We start from the raw sequence: 24,145 nt of genomic DNA, 5'->3' as shown, positions 1-24,145 counted from the left end.
ATAGTGATTATTTATCTAAAGTTTTTAGCGGAATCGTCGTATCCGAAATCGTTTTGTCTTTGTTGTCTTTTACCAAAACATGGATTTCGCTTAAACTTGGAACTCCATTTAATTCTGATACTAAATTGACAAAACCTTTAATTTCTGCAGTTCCTCCAGTAAACTCACCAGAAATTGTTTTTGGTCCAGCTGTAATCGTGTAGATCAATTTGTTTACACCTACCTCATTGTTTTTTCTTGACATTCCAAGAAAATCTTTTTGACTGATTTGTGATGGAAAGAAAGCGAAACTTGGTGGCGGTGGCGGAACAAATTCTCCTGCGTAAATAACCTGATCGCCAGAATTTGCTGTCCAATTCTCTGCTACCATCAGAAAGTTTATCTTTTCCATTACAAAATCATCCGGAGCATTAAAGTACTGCTTAGGAATAAAATCCATTTTATAAAAACCATTCCCTAAGTCTTTTAATTTTGTTTTTGCAAGCAACATCTGGTTTTGCGGCTTCATACATTTGCTGAATAGCCCAGTCATTTAAACCTCCATGCATATGTACACTTGGAGTGCCCGCAAATGCTGGATTAAGATTTGCATTAAACAAAATACTTACCGGTTTATCGATTAATGGTTTTGTTGGATATGATCTAAATAATTCACCTGAAGTGTAAAAAGAAGAAAAATCAACATACGCCATATTTGCAACATCACTTTGCTTAGATCCGTTTTTGTTTTTTAAACGGAACCAAAATCCATCACTCGCGAGCAATTTGTTCTGGAGTTTTAGAAAAATAAAGAGTTGGAGTTAGCGTAAAACTCCAGATTTTATTTCCCTCGTATTTCAGTTTTGCAAAATCAGACGAGTTTTCCCAGTGTCCAGCATCTGGTTCAGATGGAGACCAAATCCAGATATATAAATCTTCTGTTTCAGCAAATGTCGATGCCGACATATCAAAATACCAAGTAACTTGTTCATCATATTTGTAAACAGCAGGATACGATGACATTGCCCCAACAGCTCCAGCAGCTTCTTGTGCCTGAATAAAATTAGGAGCCATCAACAAGGCAAGTAAAATTGTATATATAAACTTTTTCATATTACTTTTTAATTAATAGCATTTAATTTAAACACATAAGACAAGAAATCTACACCGCCAGAAGAACGTACCAATTGAATCTGCATTTCTCTGGTTTTACCTGGAACCGAAACTAATCTCAATTCATCTATTTTCTGCGTTTTCTGTGCATCGCTGTACAGATAGATTTTGGTTCCAACACCAGTGATAGACGATTGAAATTCTGAGCTAAGTGCCCAATATCCCTTAGGAGCAAATAACGGAGGGACATCTCCTGTTACTTCATAACTTGTTGGATTGTTCTTTTCATCTACGTTAAATTTGATTTTAAAATCTTCGTAGTTAAAATAAGTACTCAAGTTTTCTTCGTTTGGCTGAATATTATTTGCTTTCGCAACTTCATCAACCATTTTCAGATTTGTTAATCCCCAATTCCCGTTTACTTTTTCATAAAGAGTAATTGGTGCTACATAGCTTCCGTCATCTGTGTTATCGCATCCGATTGCAAAAAAACACATCATAAAAGCTAGCCAATAAAGACTTTTACATTTCATAAATTTTTGGTTTTTGTTAGTTTGTTATCCCCTTCAAAAGGATACAGCGAAACTAGACGTTAAATAAATCCTAAAAAAAAATCTGATAAAAATCAAGATGAAATTCAAACAATAAAAAACACAACTAATTAATAATCAATGTTTTATATTTTTACTAACAAGTAAAAAATCAAGATGCTGTTTAGATGAAAATCGGCTATTTTTTAATGGTAAAAATGACAATATGTAAAATAATCATGATATTTTTTTCACTATGCATATATATAACTAGTTTTTATTGTATAATTGCAAATAAATTACCTGTTTTTAACATTTACAGCTTATTTTCACCCAGAAAATCCCCTTTCAAAGCTATCTTATTAAACAATTTACAAGATTCTAAAAAAACAGGTTTAGCTTAATCTCAAACTTATTCTTAATTTTAAATCGAATTAACTAACTATATCAATCAACCAATCTTTTCCCTAAACCAAAACAAAATCATGCGAAGAATATTGATCTTGCTTTTCTTCTTAGGAGGTTTTTCTCTTGCCGCGAAAGAGAACAATCCTTATTTAGAAGAATTAGATCAGGTTCTCTTGAAAAAAGACATTTACCTGAAACAGAAATATCGAAAAATAGAAGCTTTAAAGAAAAGCGTATCTAAATTTACTCTTAGTCAAAACAACGAAGAGCTTTATAATTGCTATATGTCATTGTTTGATGAATACAAATCTTTTAAGTACGACTCTGCATATTATTATTTAGAGCAGTCCAAAATCAAAGCTAAGATTCTAAAAGATCCAAAGTTTTTATCTAAAAGCCGAATCAAAGAAGGTTTTGTGCTTTTGTCTTCTGGACTTTTTAAAGAAGCAATTGACACGCTAAATGTTATAGACGATACCAAACTGGATCAAAGAAATAAATTTGAATATTATAACATAAAAGCTCGTGCTTACTACGATTTAGCCGATTATAACCGTGATCAGCGCTTTAATATTCATTATGTACAGCAAGGAAATCATTTCTTAAAAAAAGCACTAGAATTAATCGGAACCAACACCAATGAATATTGGGCTGCAGAAAGTTTGAAACGTCTAAAACAGCAAGACTGGCGCGGTGCCGAATTTGCTTTCAGTTATTGGATTAACAACTACAATCTTCCACCAGATTATTACGGAATTGCAACTTCGAGTCTCGGATATATTTATTCTGAACGGGGTTATACCAAAAAAGCCATTCAATATTTGGCTCTTGCCGCCATTGCCGATGTTAAAAATGCGACGAAAGAAACCGTTGCACTCCGAAATTTAGCCAATGAACTTTTTAAAATGGGGTATTTGGATAAAGCAAACGAGTATATCAATATTGCAATGGATGATGCTACGTTTTATAATGCAAGACATCGAAAAATTGAGATTTCATCGATTTTACCTATTATCGAAAAAGCGCAATTAAATAATGTAAAAGACAAAAATGACAAACTAGAGAAGATTATTATTCTTTTGACGATCTTAACGGTTATCATTTTCGTTTTCCTTGGCATAATTTTCAAACAATTAAAAGAAAAGAACAAAGCCAGAAAAATTATGGCCGATTCGTATTTGCAATTGCAGGAAATGAATGTGAGTTTGAGCGAAGCCAATGCCATTAAAGAAGAATATATTACCTATTTTATTAAAGCAACTTCGGCCTTTATTAATAAAATAGACCATATACAGAAAAGTACGGCGCATAAAATCATCACTAAAAAAACAGATGAAGTTATTGCGAGTTTAAAGCGTTATAATGTAAAAGAAGAACGCGAGAATCTGTTTCATCAGTTTGATGAAATTTTCTTGAAACTGTTCCCGACATTCGTAACAGATTTTAATAAATTATTTCCAAACGATCATAAATGCATTGTCAAAAAAGGCGAACTTTTAAATACCGAATTGCGAATTTTTGCTTTATACAGATTAGGAATCCAAGACAGCAATCAAATGGCCGAATTTCTTGAACTTTCTGTAGCTACAATTTATACGTACAAAACCAGAATTAAAAGTAAATCCGACTTTAAAAGATACTTTTGAGCAGAAGATTATGGAAATTAAGACAATCTAAGTTGCTGAGATACTAAGGTTCTAAGATGCTAAGTTTTTTCGTCTGCGTGCAAACGATAACTAGTATTACAGCTCCGGAGGAGCGGCATATTTATAGAATGCAATTTAAACGTCCATCAAAAAAGCCCCAGCGGAGTGACATATATATTTATGTCACTCCGCTGGGACTTTTCTACATCTGCAAATATCTTTTCTATAAATATTTCGTCCCTCTGGGACTATCTTATTCTGTTGTTTCTAACTGTAAAATAGTATTCTGATAAATCGTACTTAATGAAAACAGTTGCTCTGCAAAAATCATTACAGCAATCGGAACAAAGAAAAATGCGATTAAATCTTCTTCATATAGAAAATAAGTTGAGATCAAGGCCAAACGAGCATATTCTAGATAATAAATCCATTTTCGCTGTTCTAACAAAGCACCACAATTGATTAAAGTTATAATGACCAGCGAAAGCACAAATATTTTATCGTAGCTCTCTAAATAATCAAAATAATAAGTGAAAATGGTTAAAATAAACGTACAAAACCCTAATTGAATATAAAGGTAATTCTTAAACCGAAGTCGTTGGTTTGGAGCTGTTTTATCCTGAAGAAAACGCTTTTCTAAAGTTGGTCGAATATCCTGATCCATATCGGCTGGACTTCCGAAGATAGCATTCCATCTCGCTTTGAATCCACTGGAGCGTTTCCATAATTCGTAGATTTCGAAGTAATAATGAAAATGTTGCCATAAGAAACTGTAGCTTTTCAAAGGATGCGTCAATCCGTATTTTGGTTTTTCTTCTTCCGTTTGGAAAGTTCCAAAAAGACGATCCCAAAAAGTGAACATATCGCCGTAATTTTTATCTAGATATTTTTCGTCAGAAGCATGATGCACTCCGTGAACAGAAGGTGTTACAAATACATATTCTAGCCATTTTATTTTGCCAATAAGCTGTGTATGTGTGAAGAAAGAGTAAGCACCATGAACAATTAACATCGTAATGACCATGCTCGGATGAAAACCAATAAAAGGTAAAATACACCAAAATCCTGTTCTAATAATGGCTTGAAATGTCGTAATTCTAGCTGCAGCTGTAAAATTAAATTCTTCACTATGATGATGCACAATATGCGCAGCCCAGAAAAAATTGACTTCGTGTCCTAATCGATGGTACCAATACCAGACAAAATCGGTAGCTAGAATTAGTGCAAACCAAACTAAAGCATTAGTCGGAATATCAAATATTCTATAATCGTCATAAATCAAATAATACAATTGGTAAAAACTCGCCGCAACAAATAAGTTAATCAAACGCTCTGCAATTCCGATGGAAATATTGGAAACAGAACTTTCATAATTAAAAATTTCAGGCCTTTTTCTGCGTTGAGCAAGCTTATATTCCAAAAACAAAAAAAGAAAAAAGGCCGGCATGGCAAATGCTAGAAAATTGATGTTTTTCATTTTGTATGATACTTTTCGATTCTAAAAATTATAATTACTAGTTCAAACGAAAAAGACACTTCCATCAATTACGTTTTTAGCAGACAAAAAACGTAATCAACGAAAATGATCTTTTACGAAATAAACCTGATTTTAATTCTGCTTAAATAAAGGAGCTTCCAATGCCACTTCTTTAACCGACTGTGTTTCGGCCACTTTTTTCAAAGCAATAATATAAGCGACAATACGAGGCGTTACATTGTGTTTTACTGCAACTCTAAAAACAGTTTCAAAACCTTTCTCTAAAATATCTTCCAGACGTTTGTTAATCTGGTGAATTCTCCAAGACTCCAAAAGCGAATTCTGAAGCCATTCGAAATAAGAAACGGTAACACCACCAGCATTGGCTAAAATATCAGGAACAACTAATATATTTTTATCATGTAAAATTTGATCTGCATCTGAAGCAACTGGACCATTTGCGCCTTCAACGATAATTCTCGCTTGAATATCTCCAGCATTCTTCTGCGTAATAACATCTTCTTTTGCGGCCGAATTAAAACATCAACATCTAAAAGCAATAAATCTTCATGTTTAATCGCTACCGAATTAGGATATCCTTTTATGGTTTTGTTATTCAGATTATAATACAAGATCAATTCTGGAATATTAATTCCGTTCGGATTATAAAATGCTTCTGAAACATCACTTACAGCTACAATCTTCACTCCTTTTTCATGAAGAAACAAAGCAGAATGCAATCCAACATTTCCAAAACCTTGAATTGCTGCCGTAGCTCTTGCTGGTCTGATTTTTAGTTTTTGAAGCGCCAAAAGCGTAATAATGCTTAATCCCCTTCCAGTAGCTTCTACTCTGCCTAAAGATCCGCCAGAATGAAGATGCTTTCCTGTAACTACAGCATGAATTGGTCTTCCGTGCAATAACGAAAATTCATCCATTAACCAACCCATTTCGTCTGGGCCAGTTCCCATATCTGGAGCAGGAACATCCTTTTCTGGTCCGAAAATATCGGATAAAGCTTTGGTATAAGCTCTTGTGATTTTTTCTAATTCTGTTTTAGAATGATTTCTCGGATCGCAAATAATGCCGCCTTTAGCACCACCAAAGGGAATTCCAGTTACAGCAGATTTCCAGGTCATCCAGGCGGCAAGTGCCTTTACTTCGTCCAAGTTTACAGCAGTATCGTAACGAATTCCACCTTTTGAAGGACCTAAAGCTGTATTGTGAATTACGCGGTATCCTTCGAAGTTCTGAACATTTCCATTATCTAATGTAATAGAAAAATTTACTGTGATTTGTTTTTCTGGGCGTTGCAATTTTTGTCTGATAGAATCATCTAAATTCAAAATATCTGCGGCGATATTAAAGCGATCAATCATCGATTGAAACGGATTGTGTTTTATAATTTCTGAACTCATAATATATAGTGTTAGGTTTGGGTTATCTTTTTATTTTTATTGATCTTCTTCTCTTTTGAAGACGCGTTCTCTTTTATTATTCAAATTCGATGCAACACGGAATCTTGATTAGGCAACGGCGCATCAAAATTTTCATATTTCTGTTGGTTCTCATATCTTGATTTTTTAATGATTCAAAAAAAGCCTTTCATGGTGCAATGAAAGGCTAAAAAAAAATAACTAACAAGTACTTTCTCTATTAACGCCATTTCAAAACGTGATTCATCATGCAGCACATCGCAAAGCAGACATGGAAAAGACGTTCTTATATTTTGACTATAGTTTTTCATTGTTGAGACAAAGCTACAAAAATATATTTATAAATTCTATAGAATTAGTAGGGTTAATTTAAAAGATTTTTAATTTACTTACAAAAGCAACTGTAAATTAAAGGTTTATGAACTAAAAAAAATTACTATAATTGTGATAAAAATATAAAAACAACTGCTATAAGAGCCAAAAACAAACCTAAAATATTAATTTTTGAAAGTTTCTCTTTAAAGAAAAAAGCTCCGATAAGAGTTCCTAAAATAATTACGCCCATATTCATTCCTGCAAAGACCGTTGACGGATTTTCTGCAAATGCTTTATGAGCCTTTAAGTAGAATAATATATTTCCGAAGTTAAAAACGCCGACCAATATTCCAAAAGGAATGCTTTTTAAAACAAACTTTTCTTTTGCTATAAAGAACTTGTAAATCACTATAAGAATAGAAACAGCAAAAGCAATTAGAAAGACAAAAAACAAAGATGTTGTATAAGGAACGACAGTATATAAGGCTATTTTCTTAAAAAGAATATCTATAACTCCAAAACCAAGTAAAACTGTTGCTGGATAAATCCATTTGTTTTCTGCGTTGTCTGACGGCTTTTTTAAGATGAATAAAAGTGCGACAAAACCAACTAGAACTCCTATAACTTTATAAGTATTAAATCCTTCATTAAACAAGAGCCAAGCTGCCAGAATAGGAATAAATAACGACAATCTTTGCGCTGCATCTGTCTTTGCAATTCCCATATACTTTATAGAAAGTGCTAAAAACAGAAATAAAATCGGAAGTAAAATTCCAACAGAAGTGTAGATTTCTAATGGTGCTTTATTGTCTAATGCATTTAGATCTGGCGCAAAAGTAAAGTAACAAAGCGTAATCGCGACGATATAATTAAACGAAATAATTTGCGACGGATTAGCATTATATTTTCTAGAAATTTTGAATATAACACCTACAATAACACTGCAAAGAATACTTAATATAAGAAATAACATAAATTTATTTTTGGATTGTAAAAGTAGCTATTGTAAAATAAAAAAGTCCAGCCGGTTTTAAAAAACCAGCTAGACCAGATTATATTTTAATATTATGTTTTTAAAATTTACTAATATAACTTCCGTAAATATCTCTAAACTGACTTCCTTTTGCAAAACGGTCTTTGCTCAGTTTCTTATATTCTACCAATCCCCAAAGAATAAATTCTTTCATAAAATATACATCTTCTTTTGCTAATTGAGGCTGGTATTTTTTCAATAAATCATCTAAAGGAGCCACTTCATCTAGAATGCTTTTATACTCTTTATCAGAAGCATCATCTAACAACTCGAAACCGCTCTCGGCAAAAAACCATTCCACAAGATCTGAGTATGGTGTTTTTTCATCAGGTTTTTCCAATTTTTCGATTTTAGGAAAATATTCAGGGAATAAAGTTCTGATTGCAGAACCAATTAAGCTTTCAGCCACAACATCGGCTCCCTCCTGCTCTCCTTCATAAACTAATTCTACTTTACCTGTAATGGCTGGAATAATTCCGATAAAATCAGATAAACGTAAAGTCGTTTTATCGACACCTGAAATCAATGCGCGACGCTCAGCTGTACTTATTAAATTTTCAAACGCCGTAATGCTCATTCTGGCACTTACACCACTTTTATTGTCAATATATTCGCTTTCACGAGCTTCAAAACTAATTTGCTCTAAAATATCTCTCGCTAAACTCGGAACATATACAACATCAGTCTGATTTTGATCTAATTTAGACTCTTGCTCAGTAATCGTTCTGGCAATCTCGATACTTTCCGGATAATGCGTTAGAATTTGTGAACCAATTCTATCTTTTAAAGGCGTTACAATACTTCCTCTGTTGGTATAATCTTCTGGATTTGCAGTGAAAACAAATTGCATATCTAAAGGCATTCTCAATTTGAAACCTCTAATCTGAATATCACCTTCCTGCAATATGTTGAATAACGCTACTTGAATTCTGGCTTGCAAATCTGGCAATTCATTAATAACAAAAATACAGCGATTCGCTCTCGGAATCATTCCGAAGTGGATTACACGATCATCTGCGTACGACAACTTCAAATTTGCCGCTTTTATCGGATCGACATCACCAATTAAATCGGCAACGGTTACATCTGGCGTTGCCAGCTTCTCGAAGAAACGTTCGCTTCTGTGCAACCATGAAATCGGTGTTTCATCTCCTTTTTCAGCAATTAAATCCTTTGCAAAACGAGAAATTGGATTTAACGGATCATCATTAATTTCTGAACCTTCCACAAACGGAATATATTCGTCTAATAATTCTACCATTTTGCGAGCTAAACGCGTTTTTGCCTGACCGCGAAGTCCTAATAGATTAATATTGTGACGAGATAAAATTGCGCGCTCCAATTCTGGAATTACGGTATTCTCAAATCCATGAACGCCTTCAAAAACAGGTTTTCCCGATTTGATTTTTTCACGTAGATTATTTCGCAATTCATCCTTAATGCTTGTAGTTTTATATCCAGTGGCTTTTAATTGACCTAATGTCTTTATAGTATTTATTTCCATTGTGTTGAAATATAGTTTGTTTATTTATTTTTTAATGACAATGCTTTGTGTCATTACTGTGCTTAGACGCACTGCGGTGCGTCTCTACAATATACGCAACGTTTATATGCGTATGCAAAGAAACCTTAGTATCTTAGCGTCTTAGAACCTTAGCAACTTACTTAATCCTCTTCTTCCTATTTGCTTCGTAATCTTCAAAAATCATTTCACCCAAACCTTTTATTCCGGTATAAAATGCTTTTCCTTGATTAGCTTCTGTAAACTGATTCACAAAACGCTGTAAATACGGATCTCTAGCAATCATAAAAGTCGTAATCGGAATATGGAGTTTTCTTGCCTGTTGTGCCTGAGTGTAGCATTTATCGACAATGTATTCGTCTAAACCATTACTATTCATATAATAAGAGCCATCACGCTCACGAACGCAACTTGGTTTTCCGTCCGTAATCATAAAAATCTGCTTGTTGGTATTTCGCTTTCTACGCAAAATATCCATCGCCAATTGCAAACCAGCAACCGTATTAGTATGATAAGGACCAACTTGTAAATACGGTAAATCTTTAATCGGAATTGTCCAAGCATCATTCCCGAAAACCAATATATCTAACGTATCTTTTGGGTATCTTGTTGTGATTAACTCTGCCAAAGCCATGGCTACTTTTTTGGCAGGAGTAATTCGGTCTTCTCCGTATAAAATCATACTATGACTGATATCGATCATCAAAACCGTACTCATTTGCGCTTTGTATTGGGCGTCTTCTACGATCAAATCATTTTCAGTAAGCATAAAACTATCGACACCGTTATTAACTTGAGCATTTCGAAGGCTTTCGGTTAAAGAAATTCTTTCTAAACTGTCGCCAAAATTATATTCACGGAATTCTCCCGTATGCTCATCACCACTTCCCGCATATTTTGTTTTATGATTTCCGCTCCCAGATTTTTTCAAGTTTCCAAAAATCTGATCTAAAGCTTGCTGTCTAATGGCTCTTTCGGTTTTTGCAGTAATTCCGAAACCAGAACTTCCATCTCCTTTTACTTCATCTCTAATGTATCCTTTCTTCTTCAGATCTTCAATAAAGTCGTCAATGGTATAATTTTCGTCTGTAAGTTTATATTCTTTGTCCAGTTCCCGAAGCCAGTTTATTGCTTCATCAAAATCGCCCGAAGTATGGGTGATTAGCTCTTTAAAAATCGTAAAAAGTTTGTCAAACGGAGACTGAAAAGGAGCTTCGTAAGTCTTAAAATAAAAGCCTTTTTTAAATTCGTTTTTCATAAATCTAAAATTACATCTTTTTAGAATTATGAAAAACGAATCGTTTATTAATTTTTAGTTAAAATATTTAACCAAAATCCGCAGACTAACAGTGTTAGATATAATAATTATTCAAACTTTCCGTCTACATAATACCAAGCACCATTTTCGAATTTAAAAGTAGAGAATTCGTAATGTACTTGCGGATTATTGTTTGAATCTAAAAAATAAGCTTTGAATTCGACTGTATTTTCAGTAAAACTCAATATTTCTAGTTTCTGCCATTTATTAGAAACAGCCCATCTTAAAATTTCAGCTTTTGAATAGTATTTTCTTTCAGAAACATGAGTTGTTTCCATAAGATAATCGGCATTATGAGTTGCATACGCCGAATATCTAGATCGCATTAAAGCCAATGCTGAAGGGGCTTTTTGATTACCACTTAAATACAATTCACAGCAATTTTCAAAAAGCAATCCTGTATCGCAAAAACATTTTTTATTCTCCATCAACTGGTTCTTCTCCATTAATTTTTACATGAAGCTGATTCAACAAAACCTGATAACGAGTGATTTCTCTCACCTCTTCATCTTCTTCAGCAAAATCAATCATTTCGTCAAGTGTTTCGCTTACTTCCAATAATTTATTGTTTGCTTCTCTATCGTTTTTCGCGAGCAATCAAATCAATGATTTCCTGTACGTTTGCTTTTAGTGTTTCGAATTTACTATTCATTACTTTTTTTTGTTTCAGGTTTCAAGTTTCAGGTTTGCTCTGCTAACTTGTAACATGAAACCTAAAACTTGAAACTATTTATTTACTCTTCGTTTTTACTTTCGTTGAATTTCTTTACGATTTCCTTTAATTTTTCTTTTCTTGCAATTTCTGCTTGTTTGGCTTTTGCCTGGGCTTTATGCAATTTATCGTTGTGCTTTTTGATGTTCCTCTCGTTATTACGTCCCATTACACTTCTCTTTTAATTTGTTCTAACGTTTTTTCAGTAAAAATCAATTCGTTGATAATTTGTTTTCGCAAATCAACAATATCGTCATAGTCAAAATGTTTTGCCCAATTGGTCAGCTGCTGTAGGTTTCTAATCTGTTTCAACCGTTTTGTGGTTTCAGAACTCGTTCTTAAAACTGCTTTTCCGTCATATTCAGGATTATTTTTGTGCTCGTAATTGGCAAGGTTGTTTTCAAAATCGGCTTTAATATAGTAGAGCTTTTCTTCGGCATTATCAGGATAAAATTCTTCCCACTTTGCAAAACCAATTTTAGTTTTTGATTCCGTTTCTGGATTTCGGGCAATTAAACGCCATTTACTATTGGCCAATCTTCCCCAATGATTCGAAACGCGATACATTCCTTCTTCTGTATAATAATAGGCGCTTCCTGCTTTGCTTTCAAATTGTTTTTTCAATCCTTGAATTGAATTTGCAAGTACTTCATTAAAAGCACAAAACGTATTTTTAAAAGAATTAGGATGTGGTTTAAAGTTTTTTTGCATGTGCAAATATACTCAGATTACAGCGAACTCCCTAAAACATTAATTGCTTACCTTTGTTCCTTTAATTCAAAACAAAAAAATCATGTCTAAAGATTTAGAACAAAATATGCCTCAAAAAGGAGTTTTTACTGGCATTATCGAAAAAGATGAAAATAATAATTATTTCTGTGGCGTATATCTTTTAGACTACAAAATGGTTCAAGCTAAATTTAAAGAAGGCGATTGGATTACAATAAAGTCTGTTATTGAAAACCCAAGCGACATGAGCTATGATAAATATCCTAAAAAATCAAGAAACTTCGATAAAGCGAATCATAAGCCGGAATAGTTTTTTGTTTCAAGTTTCAAGTTTCAAGTTTTTTGTTGAAATGGTTAAGTTTTTAACGCAAAGAACGCTAAGTTTATTTTTTCCGAGTGTTATAAGATTGAGAATATTTAAGTTCGCAAAGCTTTGTGTAGACATAGCTTTGTGAACTTTTCATTCTAATGAATCTCAAAAAAATCTTTGTGTGCTTTGCGTAATTCTCTGCGTACTTTGCGGTTAAAAAAATCCTTGTGCACTTTGGGGTAAAATAAACTTACAGTTAACTTTTTTCAATATTTTTTCGATCAAAACTGAAAAGTTAAAAAAAAGTGTACCTTTGCAAAAAATTTGTCGATTTGAACTAAAACAAAACGATTTCAAACTAATAGACAAGTAGTTACCTTTTATTTATGAAAAAAATAGTTGAATACCGCAAGTTACTAAACGTAGAAAAAACTGCAGAGTTAAAAGATTTAAAGACAATTTATCGTAATGCGATGAAAGAATCTCATCCTGATAAATTTGTGGGAAATGAAGCTGGTTTAAAAGAAGCAGAAGAAAAAAGTAAAACGATTATCGAAGCTTACCACTTTTTAGTAAGTATTCACCCTGATACTATCAAACTTAATTTACCTGAGTACACAGAAACAATTTCAACTTGTTCTATAACAGATTATAAATTTGTTGAAGGTCGTTTAATTATTGACTTTTCTAACGGAAGTGTTTACGAATACATTAGTGTTCCAAAAGCAACTTACGTAAAAATGGTAAATGCAGATTCTCCAGCAAGATTCGCTAAAAGACATATATTAAACTCTTTTACTTGGAGAAAGAAAACAAATCAAGAATAGTTTTTATTCTACTATATTTTACAAAAAAGCACTCTATTAAACGAGTGCTTTTTTTATGCCTAAAATTCAAATATTTGAACACAGATAGTCCAAATAAGTTTCTTATTAAGAGTTTTTGATCAAATTAGACCAACAAACATGCTGATTTCATGCATTTTAAGACAAAAAAAACTATAACAAAATTTTAGGTTACAAAATTCTGTATGTTTTATAATTTTAGATACTTTTGTTGCACAAATCAATTAACTAATTAATTTTTTATAATGAAAAAAATACTTTTTGTACTTACAGCTTCTGCAGCTATCATTTCTTGCAGTAAAGTTAAAGATGGAGAATACCTTATTACTGGTACTGCTACAGGAATTGAAAATGGAAAAACTATTATCTTGCAAGGTCAGGATCCTGCTACAAGAATGCCAGTTTCTCTTGATACAGTAAAAGTTGAAAACGGAAAATTTGAAATTAAAGGAAAAGTTACTGAACCAGCTTTCCATACATTAATATTACAAGGTGCTAACGGACCTATCCCATTTATCTTAGAAACTGGGGAAATTAAAATTGCTATTGATAAAGATAGTATCCACAAATCTAAAATTTCTGGAACTTACAACAATGATGAGTATGTAACTTTCATGGAAGAAATGAACAAAACTCAAAAAAGTTTAATTGATTTCCAGAAAAAGAACAACGACAAAATGAAACAAGCTCAACAAGCTCAAGATACAGCAACTATCAATGGCTTGATGAAACAGTACATGGAAATCCAAAAAGAAGTACAAGACGGTAGCAAAAAGAAATATTTAGCTTATGCTGAAAATCACCCAAAATCTTTCATTACAGCTTTAATTATTCAAAGTTTATTGAATGATCCAACTGCTGATATGAAAAAATTAGAAGGTCTTTACAATGGTTTAGATGAGTCTATAAAAAATACTGCTCCAGGAAAAGAAATCAAAACTAGATTTGGTCAAGCAAAAATGCCATCAGTTGGTGCTACAGCTCCAGCGGTAGGTAGCGGTAAATGAAGAGCAGATTTTTCGGCTCCGAATCCAGAAGGAAAAATGGTTTCGCTTAAAGAAAGTCTAGGAAAAGCAACTATTGTAGATTTCTGGGCATCATGGTGCGGACCATGCAGACAGGAAAATCCGCATATTGTGGCTTTATACAAAGAATTTCATTCTAAAGGATTAAACATTATCGGGGTATCTCTTGATAAAGATGTCGCAAAATGGAAAGAAGCTATTGCAAAAGATGGTTTAACTTGGACTCAGGTTTCTAATCTAAAATTTTGGGATGAACCAATTGCAAGACAATATAATGTTGAAGCAATTCCTGCAACTTTTATTCTTGATGCATCAGGAAAAGTAGTTGCGCAAGATTTAAGAGGCGATGAATTAAAAGCAAAAATTCAAGAATTGCTAGCAAAATAATCTTCTATTTAAAATAATAAAAAATCTCCCTCGTGGAGATTTTTTTGTTTTATGGCATATTGCCTTAAAAACAGAAGCTCGTCTTAAAAAACGTTATTTACAATGACAATTTTTAAACTGCCTGCTTTTTTTCGATTAGAAAAAGACAATTACAAATCAAGATTAAATTAGAAATTATATTCTCAATATTCCGTCTAAGACATCAATAAAAGTAGTACCTGACAACTTTATTGAAGAAAAAACCCAAAGTAAAAACAATAGACAACACTTAAGAATATTCTTTCTTTTGTGAAAATTTTTAAAAAAACTCAATTTAGCTTGTTTTTATTTTATTCAATTTCAGATAATTAAAAAATAACTTTAAAATAACTTAAAATTAAGTCGTTTTTTTGTTTGGAAATGTAGAAAACGTTGCTATCTTTGCCACCGCTAAGAATAACAAAGCACAATAAGCTGAGATCGGGGAGATACTCAAGCGGCCAACGAGGGCAGACTGTAAATCTGCTGTGTGAACTTCGCAGGTTCGAATCCTGCTCTCCCCACGAAAAGGCCGAAAAGGCAGAGAACTTTAAGTTTTCAATCTTTTTAAAAAGCCATAAAAAATGTCTGAAGACCTGCAAATTCAATGATTTGCAGGTTTTTTTCGTTTTAGGCCTATTTTCAATATTTATAAAAGCTCACAAAATTAAAGGTACAGAATTGGTGCACTTTCAGGCGCGCAGAAAAGTGCACCAGAAACAGTGAAAATCCCTTATCTTACAGGGGTTAACGACTTGATTTGGTAGTAATATTATTCTACATTTATTAATTTAAAAAGTAGGATTATGTTGGAAAGCAGTTTTAGTTTGGGATTTGGAATTTCAAATATGGAATTCCAAATAGAGAAATACTTTTTTAGTAAGACAGGATTTAAAATTCAGCAAAACAGAACAAAATATTAAAAATCAGGTACTTTTACTTAAATGAAGTATTAAAAATGTAACTACTTTTATTGTGAAAAGAAAATCTATTTAAGATTTTCAAAACAAATTTATTTGGACATTACTTAAGATCTAAGTCCAAACATTAAATGACATAAAAAATCAAAATTTATAGTATCGTAACTTAAAACCAAATTATATGAAAATTTTCAAATGGATTACAGTATTATTTGTTGCTATTTCTACATTTTCAAGTTGCAGTCCTACAAAATCTTTTACAAATAATCAAAATAGTATTTTATTAGATTATCAAAAATCATTGAAAACAGAAATCACTAATTTAACAAATAATAATCTAGTTTCTACACGTGATTGCAAAATTTGGGAGAAAGACAGAAATGATTTTATATTAATGGTCAAGGAATATAAAGACAAAAACGAAATTGTACGAAAAAAATCAAATAAAGCTGGAACTGCTTTTGTAATTACTGGTACAGTAGTAGGTGTTGGAGGCGGTATATATGGTCTTTTTTCTGATGGAGACACAAAAGGAGCAAGCATTAACTAGTTTAATTGCAGGGTCATTAACTGGATTAGTCGGAAGCTTAAATCTAGAAAAGAAAGCAGAACGAGCCAATACATGTAGTGATTTTTTAGATGGTATTATGTTAGATTTTGCTGGCAGATGGGGTGATACAAGATGTCCAGAAACTAAGCAAGAATTAAGTGATTACCTCTCTGCAAAAGACGCTCTTATTGAAAGTCTAAAATCTATGAAATGCTACGGACTTGCTCGCAACAAATTAAAAAACACCAGACAAGTAAACGTTATTACTTTAATTTGCTATACAAAAACAATTTAGACATTAATTTTCTTCAGTCAATTCTTTGTGGTAGAATTGGAATCCATCACTTTTCTAGAAATTAAAAACTCAGCTGAATAAAGGACCACGAAGTTTAAGTTCGAATGGACGAAACCTAAAATTATGGCAAATACTAATAACTCTTAGTTTTGTGACAAAATAGTGCGCCTCGATATTTGGAGTTGCCTACAATTTTGACACAAAAAACTATGGCGGTTTTGGAGAAAAATAAAATATGAGGAGTAAACGAACTTAATAAACCACTTTCTATATTTGATAGTTTTATTTAACCAAAACTTCCTTTTTTTTAGCGCTTTCATCTCAAAGAATCATACATCTATTTTTAAAAAAAACTTACTATCAATCAAAACACATAGCAAAAATCTAGTGGTTTGATTGATAGTAAAGTTTTTTATGCATCATCTGTCATAGATAATGCTTCAAATGTGCTACTATTATTATTACTGCAAAACTAAATTTACACTCTTAGAAACCAAACATTTGATGTTTGGAAATCTGATTATTATAGCAATTAAAAATACTATAATAAAGCGCATTGTATATCTGAATTTAGTAACCTCAATAATAAAACTTAAAACCACAAATGAAAAATAAAAAATTACTAACTATTGGAGTTTTTGCTCTGTTTACTGTTGGAAATATGAATGCACAAAAGAAGCCGTATCTGGATAAAAATAAAACTGTTGAGCAGCGCATAGACCTGCTTCTGCCATTAATGATGCTGGAGGAAAAAGTTGGGCAGATGAACCAATACAATGGCTTTTGGGATGTTACCGGACCGGCGCCAAAAGGCGGAACAGCCGAACTGAAATACGAGCATTTAAGAAAAGGCCTTGTGGGATCGATGCTGACAGTTCGCGGCGTTAAAGAAGTGCGCGCAGTGCAGAAAATTGCAGTCGAACAAACCCGCTTGGGAATTCCATTAATTATCGGTTTTGACGTGATACATGGCTATAAGACGTTAAGCCCGATTCCGCTGGCAGAAGCGGCGAGCTGGGATTTGGAAGCGATTAAGAAATCGGCTGCGATTGCGGCAGATGAAGCTTCTGCATCCGGAATCAATTGGACTTTTGGGCCAAATGTTGATGTGGCAAATGATGCGCGTTGGGGACGTGTGATGGAAGGTTCGGGAGAAGATCCATACTTAGGAAGTAAAATTGGATATGCACGAGTTAAAGGTTTTCAAGGAGAGACCATTGCTGATTTGGCTAAAGCAAATACGATTGCGGCTTGTGCGAAACATTTTGCGGCTTACGGTTATGTTGAAGCAGGATTGGAATATAATATCGTAGACATTAGTAATTCGAAATTGTACAATTCGGTCTTGCCTCCTTTTGAAGCAACGGTTGACGCTGGAGTTCGCACGTTTATGAATTCGTTTAATACTTTGAACGGTGTTCCTGCAACTGGAAATGCCTTTTTGCAAAGGGATATTCTAAAAGGAAAATGGAAGTTTGACGGATTCGTGATTTCCGATTATGCTTCAATCCGCGAAATGATTGCACACGGTTATGCAAAAGATGAAGCCGATGCAGCGGCAAAAGCCGTAATTGCAGGTTCTGATATGGATATGGAATCGTATTTGTACGTTGCAAAACTGGTTGATCTGGTAAAATCGGGAAAAGTAAAAGAATCTTTAATTGATGACGCGGTTCGCAGAATTTTGCGTGTAAAATTTGAATTGGGACTATTTGATGATCCGTACAGATATTGCGATGAAAAACGCGAAAAAGAAGTTGTGGGAAGCAGAGCCAATAACGAAGGCGTTTTGGATATGGCAAAGAAATCGATCGTTTTGCTGAAAAACGAAAAGAATCTGCTTCCGCTGAAAAAATCAGGTCAGAAAATCGCTTTGATCGGAGCTTTGGCAAACGATAAAAACAGTCCGTTGGGAAGCTGGAGAATTGCGGTTTCAGACGATACCGCGGTTTCGGTTTTGGAAGGGATGCAGCAGTACAAAGGCAATCAGCTTACTTTTGAAAAAGGGGCAGATTTATTAAAACAGAAAGCAACTTTCTTAACGGAAACCGTTTTCAATACAACAGACAGAAGCGGATTTGAAGCGGCTAAAAATGCGGCTAAAAATGCCGATGCCGTAGTAATGGTTTTAGGCGAATACGGATTCCAGAGCGGTGAAGGGAGAAGCAGAACCGATTTGAATCTGCCAGGTTTGCGGCAGGAATTATTGGAAGAAATCTACAAAGTGAATCCGAATGTGGTTTTGGTTTTAAACAATGGACGTCCGCTGAGCATTCCGTGGGCGGCAGAAAATGTTCCGGCCATTGTGGAAGCTTGGCATTTGGGAACCCAAGCCGGAAATGCAGTTGCGCAGGTTTTGTACGGAGATTACAATCCGAGCGGAAAATTGCCGATGTCATTTCCTAGAAATGTGGGGCAGGTGCCGATTTACTATAACAAATACAGCACAGGAAGGCCAATCGATAGCGATAAAAATGTTTTCTGGTCGCATTACATGGATGTGGAGAAAACGCCCCAATTTCCATTCGGTTTTGGATTGAGCTACACCACTTTCGATTATAAAAACCTGAAACTGGATAAAACATCTTTTGCAAAAGGTGAAAAAGTTCACATAAGCGTTGAAGTTGCAAACTCTGGAAATTACGACGGAAAAGAAGTGGTTCAATTGTACATTCATGATGAATTTGCAAGCATCGTCCGTCCGATTAAAGAATTGAAAGGTTTTGAATTAGTTAATCTGAAAAAAGGGGAAACTAAAACGGTAAGCTTTACTTTAACGGATAAAGAGCTTGGTTTTTATGATAACGAAGGAAATTATCTGGTAGAACCGGGAACTTTTAAAATTATGGTTGGAGGAAGTTCTGATAAAGGTCTTACTGAAAAATTTGAACTAAATTAATTCGAAAAAGCACTATATCTATTTGTATAAAATATGTTGTTTTAAGCAATCTAATAACCTGAGTGAGATTATTAATTAATCATACTCAGGTTTTTGACAATATGACAAATTTCACAATTAAAAGTATATTTTTTGTTTAGTTTTATTAATATTGTTAATTACACTTAAAAAATAAAGACGGGTTTTCGGCGAGGATTGATCAATACTACTATTAAATGAAAAATATTAAATATATTCTTGTATGCTACTTTATAGGTTTGAATTGCCTATTTTCTCAAGATAAATTTGATAACTATCAATTTAGAAGCATACAGGAAACTACTTCAAAAAGAGCTATTTCTTCCATTATTCAAGATAAAAATGGTTTTATCTGGATAGGCACAAATGGCACTGGTTTGTATCGATATGACGGGGTGAATTATTTTGGATATGAATACAATAAAAATTCGGGCTCAATAAACAGTAACTTTATCTATTCCACTTTTGTTGATTCTGACAATAACTTATGGGTTGGTACTGATGACGGTTTATGCTTATATAACAGAGATTTAGATAATTTTACCAAAATCAATATTGAGGATGTAATCAGAAAAGGATATGATGAACCCATTACTGTAAAGACAATTAATCAAGATAACAATGGAAACTTAATCTTGGGTACTTATGGCTTTGGATTATTTAAACTTAACATAAAAACTTTAAAAACTACTTTGATTCCGTCAAAGGTGCTGGATAAATTTAATTTCCTAATAAAATCTTCGGTAAAAAATAAGCAAGGAATTATCTATTTAGGAACTAGTTATGGCCTCTTAGAACTTGATTTAAACGGCAAACTTAAACAGGTTTATAAAGACAAGTTTAAAAGAGAACCTTTATTGGACGATATAGAAAATCTTGCCATAGATAAATTAGGATATATATGGCTGGGAACTACTGAACACGGTCTGATTAAAATTAAGCCAGAAACTGATAATTACCAATTTGAAAATTATTTTATAACCAAAAACAAAATCTTATCAATTATAGAAAGCGACCAAGATTATATAGTTTGTGGTACTGAAAATGATGGATTATTGATTGTAAACTATAAAGGCCAAGTAATCCAGAAGTATTTGCATAGCAAGTATAATGACTCTAGCTTAAAATCTAATTCTGTCTGGTCATTGTATGAGGATAAAGAAAAGCGACTCTGGTTAGGCTATTTTAATAAAGGACTTGGCGTATTTGACAAACCAAATAACAAATTTAATTCTCTTGAATCGCTAGTCAACAACGAAAATTCTTTGCAGACAAGCTATGTCACTTCAATTGTAAAAGACAAGAAAGGAGATCTGTTAATCAGTAACGAAGGAGGCGGTCTCGACATTTATAATCTTACCAATAAAAGTTTCATTCATGTAAATAAAAACAGCCAAAGTTATTATTCTGGCTTAGACGCTGCTGATATTCAAACCATATTCATAGACAGTAAGCAAAATATTTGGATAGGAAGTTGGGATCGCGGAATCTACTTTTTAAAAAATGGCACTACTCGATTCATAAATTATAATACTGCCAATACTGAAGGATTAAAATCGAATAGAATTTTTAGTTTTTCAGAGGATTTGAAGGGCAGAATCTGGATAGGAACTTTCATAAAAGGACTGCATTATTTTGACAATAAGAACAATACATTTGTTCATTGCAACACAAAATCATTTACAGAACACGCTTTGGACAATGCTTTTATCCGTAAAGTTTTTGTAGATTCTGATAATGTTTTGTGGGTTGGAACGATTTTGGGTTTATATCAGGTAAGTTTAAAAGACGATTCTGGTTTTAAAGTTACCAAAATGCGCGATGCCATGTTCGACGACAAAACGAAATATAACAGCATCCAAACTATTTTATCAATCTATGAGTCTAACGATAAAACAATATGGATTGGAACAGACGGCGAAGGATTATTTAGCTATAATAAAAAAGATAGAACATTTTCAAACTATAATAATTTTCCAGGTTTTAAAGAAAAATCTGTTCGCGCCATAATTGCCGACAACAATGGCTATCTATGGATTAGCGGCGGATTAGGATTAACAAAACTTGATTTAAAAAACAAAAAAAGTACCAGCTTTACTAAAGATGACGGTCTTATTGATAATGATTTCAACAACAATGCGGTCTTTAAAGATGGAAATGGAGAACTGTATTTTGGAAGTTATGAGGGAGTAAATTATTTTAATCCTAGCGAGATCAAAAAAGTAGAGAAAGCTCCAAAATTGTATTTCAGCGATTTTAAATTATTCAATAAATCTGTAAAACCTAATGAAGATGCTTCTCCATTAACCAAAGTAATTGGTCAGAGTAAAGAAATCATTCTTAATCATACGCAATCTGTTTTTACGATTGAATATGTTGGAATTAACTATAATTATTCTAAGAAAAACCAATATGCTTATTATTTGCAAGGCTTTGAAAAAGATTGGAATTATGTAGGAAACAACAGAGCCGCAACTTATACAAATTTGCCACCAGGTAATTATGTTTTTAAAGTAAAATCTGCAAATGCCGATGGTTCGTGGAATACTGTTCCTTTAGAATTAAAAATAAAAGTCTTGCCGCCGTGGTGGAAAACTATTTGGGCCTATTTACTGTACACTTCAATACTGGTTTTTCTAACTATATACCTTAATAAAATATATCAAAATCGTTTTAAAGCAAAACAGGCTATAATTTTAGAAAAAGAAAAAAATATTCAGTCAGAGAAATTAAACAATAATAAACTGCAATTTTTCACAAATATTTCGCATGAATTCAGAACACCATTAACACTAATTATCAACCCTTTAGAAGATATTCTAAAAAGTAAAAATTTATCTCCTGAAATACATAACAAATTAAAAATTGTTCATAAAAGTTCAGATAGGCTTTCCAGACTTATCAATGAGCTTATGGACTTTAATAAGTTAGAATTCAACAGAATTTTTCTTCAAGCCAGAAAAATTGAAGTCGTAGCCTTTACACAGGGAATTAGAGGTTATTTTGATGAGGAAGCCGCCTCACGAAATATTACTATTAATTTTGAGTCTGAATTTGATGAGCTTGAGGACTGGTTAGATCCTAAAATGCTCGAAAAAATACTGTTCAACATTATTTCAAATGCTTTTAAATTTACTCCCGATAATGGCTCAATCACTATTTCTATAGCAAAATCAGAAGGCGATAATCTATTGCTAATTGATGGAAATATCGTTCCTTCTTTTTCAATAACGATTACTGATACAGGTTCGGGTATTCGCAAAAAAGATCTGAAAAGAATATTTGACAGGTTTTATCAGGTCAATAATGTAAATAAAGATTATTATGGAAGTACGGGAATTGGTTTAGAGGTTGTAAAGGAATTTGTGGAACTTCATAAAGGAAGAATTGATGTTGATAGTCAGGTAGGACAAGGCACAAAATTCACATTAACCTTTCCTTTAGGCAAATCTATGTATAAGAAAAGTGAAATAATTGAAGGGGACAAAACAAAAAAAATAGAAGAAACTAAAACTAAATTTCTATCTGAATCTACCGACCAAGATGATTATGTAGACCAAACTGAAAATGTTGCTGAAACTGCAAAACCATATACTGTTTTAATCGTTGAAGATAATCCTGAATTGAGAAACTACCTAAAACAGGAACTAAGCAAATTATATAAAGTTATTGTCGCCGAAAATGGTCAAAAAGGCTACGAACTTGCTGTTCTGAAATTACCAGATTTAATTATTACAGATGTTATAATGCCCGTAATGGACGGACTGCAGATGTGTAAAAAAATAAAAGGCGATTTAAAAACAAGCCACATTCCATTATTAATGCTTTCGGCAAAAGCAATGGTAAAAGACCGATTAGAAGGTATAGATTCAGGTGCTGATATTTATCTCAGTAAACCATTTGAGTTAGACATCTTAAAATCTAGCCTAGCACAGCTTATTACGAGCAGACAAATCATGTTTAAGAAATTTTATAGCGGAATCACAAAAGATGGTAAAGAAAAAACAACTTCTCTTGATAATGATTTCATTCAAAAAATTCTGCATTTTATAAACGAAAACATCAGCGAACCAGAATTAAGCGTGGAATTGCTATCATCTAAAATTTTCCTAAGCAGAAGTCAGCTGTATCGAAAGATAAAGACCTTAACAGGCGTTTCGGTAAATGAATTTATTAGAAATGTACGATTAGAAAAGGCAAAACAATTGATAGAAAAAGGAAATAATAATATTAATGAAATTAGCTATAAAGTTGGATTTACATCTCCCTCCTATTTCACCAAATGTTATAAGATTAAATACGGACATTTGCCCACACAAGAAAAAGAACAAAAAAACAAACATTAAAAATATCTCTTTAAAATAGAGAATGGCCTAAAAAAGAGCTTCGATACCATAATCGAAGCTCTTTTTTTTGTAAGTCAATTTCCTCAAAAATCTTTTCTGTTATTTGAGAGCAAAATCTAATATATCTAAAATATTACTGCTTCTTTTTTATACAAAAGGTATTTTTTTAGCAGTTTTTTCAGCAATACTTTATCGCCTGTTTTATATCATAATTGTTTCTTTTCAGCAATAACAGCCCTTAATCCCCATTTTTTGCATCATTTGTTGCACAATATGCTTCATGCGTTCTACAATAGCGAGCACACTACATTTTA

General features: G+C 33.0%; 23 protein-coding genes and 1 tRNA gene. 10 read left to right on the top strand and 14 right to left on the bottom strand.

From position 1 onward, the window contains the following. Nucleotides 1-7: 7 nt before the first annotated feature. From P5P87_RS00215 to P5P87_RS00200, 4 genes are read right to left on the bottom strand one after another with little or no spacing between them, the layout of a single operon-like run. Nucleotides 8-490, bottom strand: a complete 483-nt coding sequence (locus P5P87_RS00215; protein ID WP_278021090.1) for a hypothetical protein — start codon at nucleotides 488-490, stop codon at nucleotides 8-10. Further along, nucleotides 441-764 (bottom strand): hypothetical protein, encoded by a 324-nt coding sequence (locus P5P87_RS00210; RefSeq protein ID WP_278021089.1) that lies wholly within the window; start codon nucleotides 762-764, stop codon nucleotides 441-443. The genes P5P87_RS00215 and P5P87_RS00210 overlap by 50 nt, the downstream gene beginning before the upstream one ends. Then, on the bottom strand, nucleotides 751-1,092 hold the full coding sequence (locus tag P5P87_RS00205) for a hypothetical protein (protein ID WP_278021088.1): 342 nt from the start codon (nucleotides 1,090-1,092) through the stop codon (nucleotides 751-753). Before P5P87_RS00205 ends, P5P87_RS00210 begins: the two co-directional genes overlap by 14 nt. 8 nt (nucleotides 1,093-1,100) lie before the next feature. Then, nucleotides 1,101-1,625 (bottom strand): DUF5004 domain-containing protein, encoded by a 525-nt coding sequence (locus tag P5P87_RS00200; RefSeq protein WP_198857916.1) that lies wholly within the window; start codon nucleotides 1,623-1,625, stop codon nucleotides 1,101-1,103. Nucleotides 1,626-2,107: 482 nt separating this feature from the next. Here P5P87_RS00200 and P5P87_RS00195 point away from each other — a divergent pair, with 482 nt between their 5' ends. Beyond that, nucleotides 2,108-3,676 carry a DUF6377 domain-containing protein gene (locus tag P5P87_RS00195; protein ID WP_278021087.1) on the top strand — a complete coding sequence of 523 codons (1,569 nt, stop codon included), beginning with the start codon at nucleotides 2,108-2,110 and terminating at the stop codon, nucleotides 3,674-3,676. A gap of 253 nt (nucleotides 3,677-3,929) precedes the next feature. Here P5P87_RS00195 and P5P87_RS00190 read toward each other — a convergent pair whose 3' ends face one another. The 10 genes from P5P87_RS00190 to P5P87_RS00145 all read right to left on the bottom strand — a co-directional run bounded on the left by P5P87_RS00190 (nucleotide 3,930) and on the right by P5P87_RS00145 (nucleotide 12,200). After that, the gene (locus P5P87_RS00190; protein WP_278021086.1) at nucleotides 3,930-5,153 is read right to left on the bottom strand and encodes a sterol desaturase family protein; all 1,224 of its coding nucleotides are present in this window, start codon (nucleotides 5,151-5,153) and stop codon (nucleotides 3,930-3,932) included. A gap of 132 nt (nucleotides 5,154-5,285) precedes the next feature. Next, a complete protein-coding gene (locus tag P5P87_RS00185) occupies nucleotides 5,286-5,627 on the bottom strand; it encodes a Glu/Leu/Phe/Val dehydrogenase (RefSeq protein WP_278022837.1) in 342 nt (113 codons plus the stop codon). After that, nucleotides 5,558-6,571 carry a Glu/Leu/Phe/Val family dehydrogenase gene (locus P5P87_RS00180; protein WP_278021085.1) on the bottom strand — a complete coding sequence of 338 codons (1,014 nt, stop codon included), beginning with the start codon at nucleotides 6,569-6,571 and terminating at the stop codon, nucleotides 5,558-5,560. The genes P5P87_RS00185 and P5P87_RS00180 overlap by 70 nt, the downstream gene beginning before the upstream one ends. 454 nt (nucleotides 6,572-7,025) lie before the next feature. Next, nucleotides 7,026-7,877 carry an EamA family transporter gene (locus tag P5P87_RS00175; protein ID WP_278021084.1) on the bottom strand — a complete coding sequence of 284 codons (852 nt, stop codon included), beginning with the start codon at nucleotides 7,875-7,877 and terminating at the stop codon, nucleotides 7,026-7,028. 100 nt (nucleotides 7,878-7,977) lie between these two features. Beyond that, nucleotides 7,978-9,441 (bottom strand): MoxR family ATPase, encoded by a 1,464-nt coding sequence (locus P5P87_RS00170; protein WP_198857911.1) that lies wholly within the window; start codon nucleotides 9,439-9,441, stop codon nucleotides 7,978-7,980. A gap of 157 nt (nucleotides 9,442-9,598) precedes the next feature. Next, nucleotides 9,599-10,717, bottom strand: coding sequence for a vWA domain-containing protein (locus P5P87_RS00165; protein ID WP_198857910.1), 1,119 nt, complete (start codon nucleotides 10,715-10,717; stop codon nucleotides 9,599-9,601). Between the two features lie 107 nt (nucleotides 10,718-10,824). Next, the gene (locus P5P87_RS00160; protein WP_233074180.1) at nucleotides 10,825-11,223 is read right to left on the bottom strand and encodes a YchJ family protein; all 399 of its coding nucleotides are present in this window, start codon (nucleotides 11,221-11,223) and stop codon (nucleotides 10,825-10,827) included. Further along, a complete protein-coding gene (locus P5P87_RS00155; RefSeq protein WP_278021083.1) occupies nucleotides 11,195-11,374 on the bottom strand; it encodes a hypothetical protein in 180 nt (59 codons plus the stop codon). The genes P5P87_RS00160 and P5P87_RS00155 overlap by 29 nt, the downstream gene beginning before the upstream one ends. Nucleotides 11,375-11,511: 137 nt before the next feature. Beyond that, nucleotides 11,512-11,658 carry a hypothetical protein gene (locus P5P87_RS00150; RefSeq protein WP_095931643.1) on the bottom strand — a complete coding sequence of 49 codons (147 nt, stop codon included), beginning with the start codon at nucleotides 11,656-11,658 and terminating at the stop codon, nucleotides 11,512-11,514. Then, complete coding sequence (locus P5P87_RS00145; protein ID WP_198857909.1) at nucleotides 11,658-12,200, bottom strand: hypothetical protein; 543 nt, start codon at nucleotides 12,198-12,200, stop codon at nucleotides 11,658-11,660. Before P5P87_RS00145 ends, P5P87_RS00150 begins: the two co-directional genes overlap by 1 nt. 82 nt (nucleotides 12,201-12,282) lie before the next feature. Between P5P87_RS00145 and P5P87_RS00140 the strand changes: the two genes are divergently transcribed. The 9 genes from P5P87_RS00140 to P5P87_RS00100 all read left to right on the top strand — a co-directional run bounded on the left by P5P87_RS00140 (nucleotide 12,283) and on the right by P5P87_RS00100 (nucleotide 23,831). Continuing rightward, a complete protein-coding gene (locus P5P87_RS00140; RefSeq protein WP_198857908.1) occupies nucleotides 12,283-12,528 on the top strand; it encodes a hypothetical protein in 246 nt (81 codons plus the stop codon). Nucleotides 12,529-12,914: 386 nt separating this feature from the next. After that, nucleotides 12,915-13,355, top strand: a complete 441-nt coding sequence (locus P5P87_RS00135; protein ID WP_095931645.1) for a KTSC domain-containing protein — start codon at nucleotides 12,915-12,917, stop codon at nucleotides 13,353-13,355. A 263-nt stretch (nucleotides 13,356-13,618) separates the two neighbouring features. Beyond that, complete coding sequence (locus P5P87_RS00130; protein WP_198857907.1) at nucleotides 13,619-14,380, top strand: DUF4369 domain-containing protein; 762 nt, start codon at nucleotides 13,619-13,621, stop codon at nucleotides 14,378-14,380. A gap of 36 nt (nucleotides 14,381-14,416) precedes the next feature. Beyond that, nucleotides 14,417-14,785 (top strand): TlpA family protein disulfide reductase, encoded by a 369-nt coding sequence (locus P5P87_RS00125; RefSeq protein ID WP_278021082.1) that lies wholly within the window; start codon nucleotides 14,417-14,419, stop codon nucleotides 14,783-14,785. Nucleotides 14,786-15,246: 461 nt separating this feature from the next. Continuing rightward, a tRNA-Tyr gene (locus P5P87_RS00120) sits at nucleotides 15,247-15,327 on the top strand. Between the two features lie 577 nt (nucleotides 15,328-15,904). Continuing rightward, a complete protein-coding gene (locus P5P87_RS00115) occupies nucleotides 15,905-16,273 on the top strand; it encodes a hypothetical protein (protein ID WP_278021081.1) in 369 nt (122 codons plus the stop codon). Further along, entirely contained in the window at nucleotides 16,242-16,568 is a 327-nt protein-coding gene (locus tag P5P87_RS00110; RefSeq protein ID WP_278021080.1) for a hypothetical protein, read from the top strand. Before P5P87_RS00115 ends, P5P87_RS00110 begins: the two co-directional genes overlap by 32 nt. A 604-nt stretch (nucleotides 16,569-17,172) precedes the next feature. Next, a complete protein-coding gene (gene bglX / locus P5P87_RS00105; RefSeq protein WP_278021079.1) occupies nucleotides 17,173-19,467 on the top strand; it encodes a beta-glucosidase BglX in 2,295 nt (764 codons plus the stop codon). 215 nt (nucleotides 19,468-19,682) lie between these two features. Further along, nucleotides 19,683-23,831 (top strand): two-component regulator propeller domain-containing protein, encoded by a 4,149-nt coding sequence (locus P5P87_RS00100; protein WP_278021078.1) that lies wholly within the window; start codon nucleotides 19,683-19,685, stop codon nucleotides 23,829-23,831. Nucleotides 23,832-24,145: the final 314 nt, after the last annotated feature.

It is taken from the genome of Flavobacterium ginsengisoli (genome assembly GCF_029625315.1).
Taxonomy (GTDB): Bacteria; Bacteroidota; Bacteroidia; order Flavobacteriales; family Flavobacteriaceae; genus Flavobacterium; species Flavobacterium ginsengisoli.
The sequence above is the reverse complement of the archived record's forward strand: the minus strand, read 5'-3'. Positions and strand labels throughout refer to the sequence as shown.

Excerpts from the sequence above, each read along its gene's own strand:
- P5P87_RS00200 (WP_198857916.1), bottom strand. The coding sequence starts at position 1,625 with ATGAAATGTAAAAGTCTTTATTGGCTAGCTTTTATGATGTGTTTTTTT.
- P5P87_RS00160 (WP_233074180.1), bottom strand. The coding sequence starts at position 11,223 with ATGGAGAAGAACCAGTTGATGGAGAATAAAAAATGTTTTTGCGATACA.
- P5P87_RS00100 (WP_278021078.1), top strand. The coding sequence starts at position 19,683 with ATGAAAAATATTAAATATATTCTTGTATGCTACTTTATAGGTTTGAAT.
- P5P87_RS00150 (WP_095931643.1), bottom strand. The coding sequence starts at position 11,658 with ATGGGACGTAATAACGAGAGGAACATCAAAAAGCACAACGATAAATTG.
- P5P87_RS00165 (WP_198857910.1), bottom strand. The coding sequence starts at position 10,717 with ATGAAAAACGAATTTAAAAAAGGCTTTTATTTTAAGACTTACGAAGCT.
- P5P87_RS00125 (WP_278021082.1), top strand. The coding sequence starts at position 14,417 with ATGGTTTCGCTTAAAGAAAGTCTAGGAAAAGCAACTATTGTAGATTTC.
- P5P87_RS00190 (WP_278021086.1), bottom strand. The coding sequence starts at position 5,153 with ATGAAAAACATCAATTTTCTAGCATTTGCCATGCCGGCCTTTTTTCTT.
- P5P87_RS00115 (WP_278021081.1), top strand. The coding sequence starts at position 15,905 with ATGAAAATTTTCAAATGGATTACAGTATTATTTGTTGCTATTTCTACA.
- P5P87_RS00135 (WP_095931645.1), top strand. The coding sequence starts at position 12,915 with ATGAAAAAAATAGTTGAATACCGCAAGTTACTAAACGTAGAAAAAACT.
- bglX (WP_278021079.1), top strand. The coding sequence starts at position 17,173 with ATGAAAAATAAAAAATTACTAACTATTGGAGTTTTTGCTCTGTTTACT.
- P5P87_RS00180 (WP_278021085.1), bottom strand. The coding sequence starts at position 6,571 with ATGAGTTCAGAAATTATAAAACACAATCCGTTTCAATCGATGATTGAT.
- P5P87_RS00175 (WP_278021084.1), bottom strand. The coding sequence starts at position 7,877 with ATGTTATTTCTTATATTAAGTATTCTTTGCAGTGTTATTGTAGGTGTT.
- P5P87_RS00215 (WP_278021090.1), bottom strand. The coding sequence starts at position 490 with ATGTTGCTTGCAAAAACAAAATTAAAAGACTTAGGGAATGGTTTTTAT.
- P5P87_RS00140 (WP_198857908.1), top strand. The coding sequence starts at position 12,283 with ATGTCTAAAGATTTAGAACAAAATATGCCTCAAAAAGGAGTTTTTACT.
- P5P87_RS00130 (WP_198857907.1), top strand. The coding sequence starts at position 13,619 with ATGAAAAAAATACTTTTTGTACTTACAGCTTCTGCAGCTATCATTTCT.
- P5P87_RS00195 (WP_278021087.1), top strand. The coding sequence starts at position 2,108 with ATGCGAAGAATATTGATCTTGCTTTTCTTCTTAGGAGGTTTTTCTCTT.
- P5P87_RS00145 (WP_198857909.1), bottom strand. The coding sequence starts at position 12,200 with ATGCAAAAAAACTTTAAACCACATCCTAATTCTTTTAAAAATACGTTT.
- P5P87_RS00170 (WP_198857911.1), bottom strand. The coding sequence starts at position 9,441 with ATGGAAATAAATACTATAAAGACATTAGGTCAATTAAAAGCCACTGGA.
- P5P87_RS00205 (WP_278021088.1), bottom strand. The coding sequence starts at position 1,092 with ATGAAAAAGTTTATATATACAATTTTACTTGCCTTGTTGATGGCTCCT.
- P5P87_RS00110 (WP_278021080.1), top strand. The coding sequence starts at position 16,242 with ATGGAGACACAAAAGGAGCAAGCATTAACTAGTTTAATTGCAGGGTCA.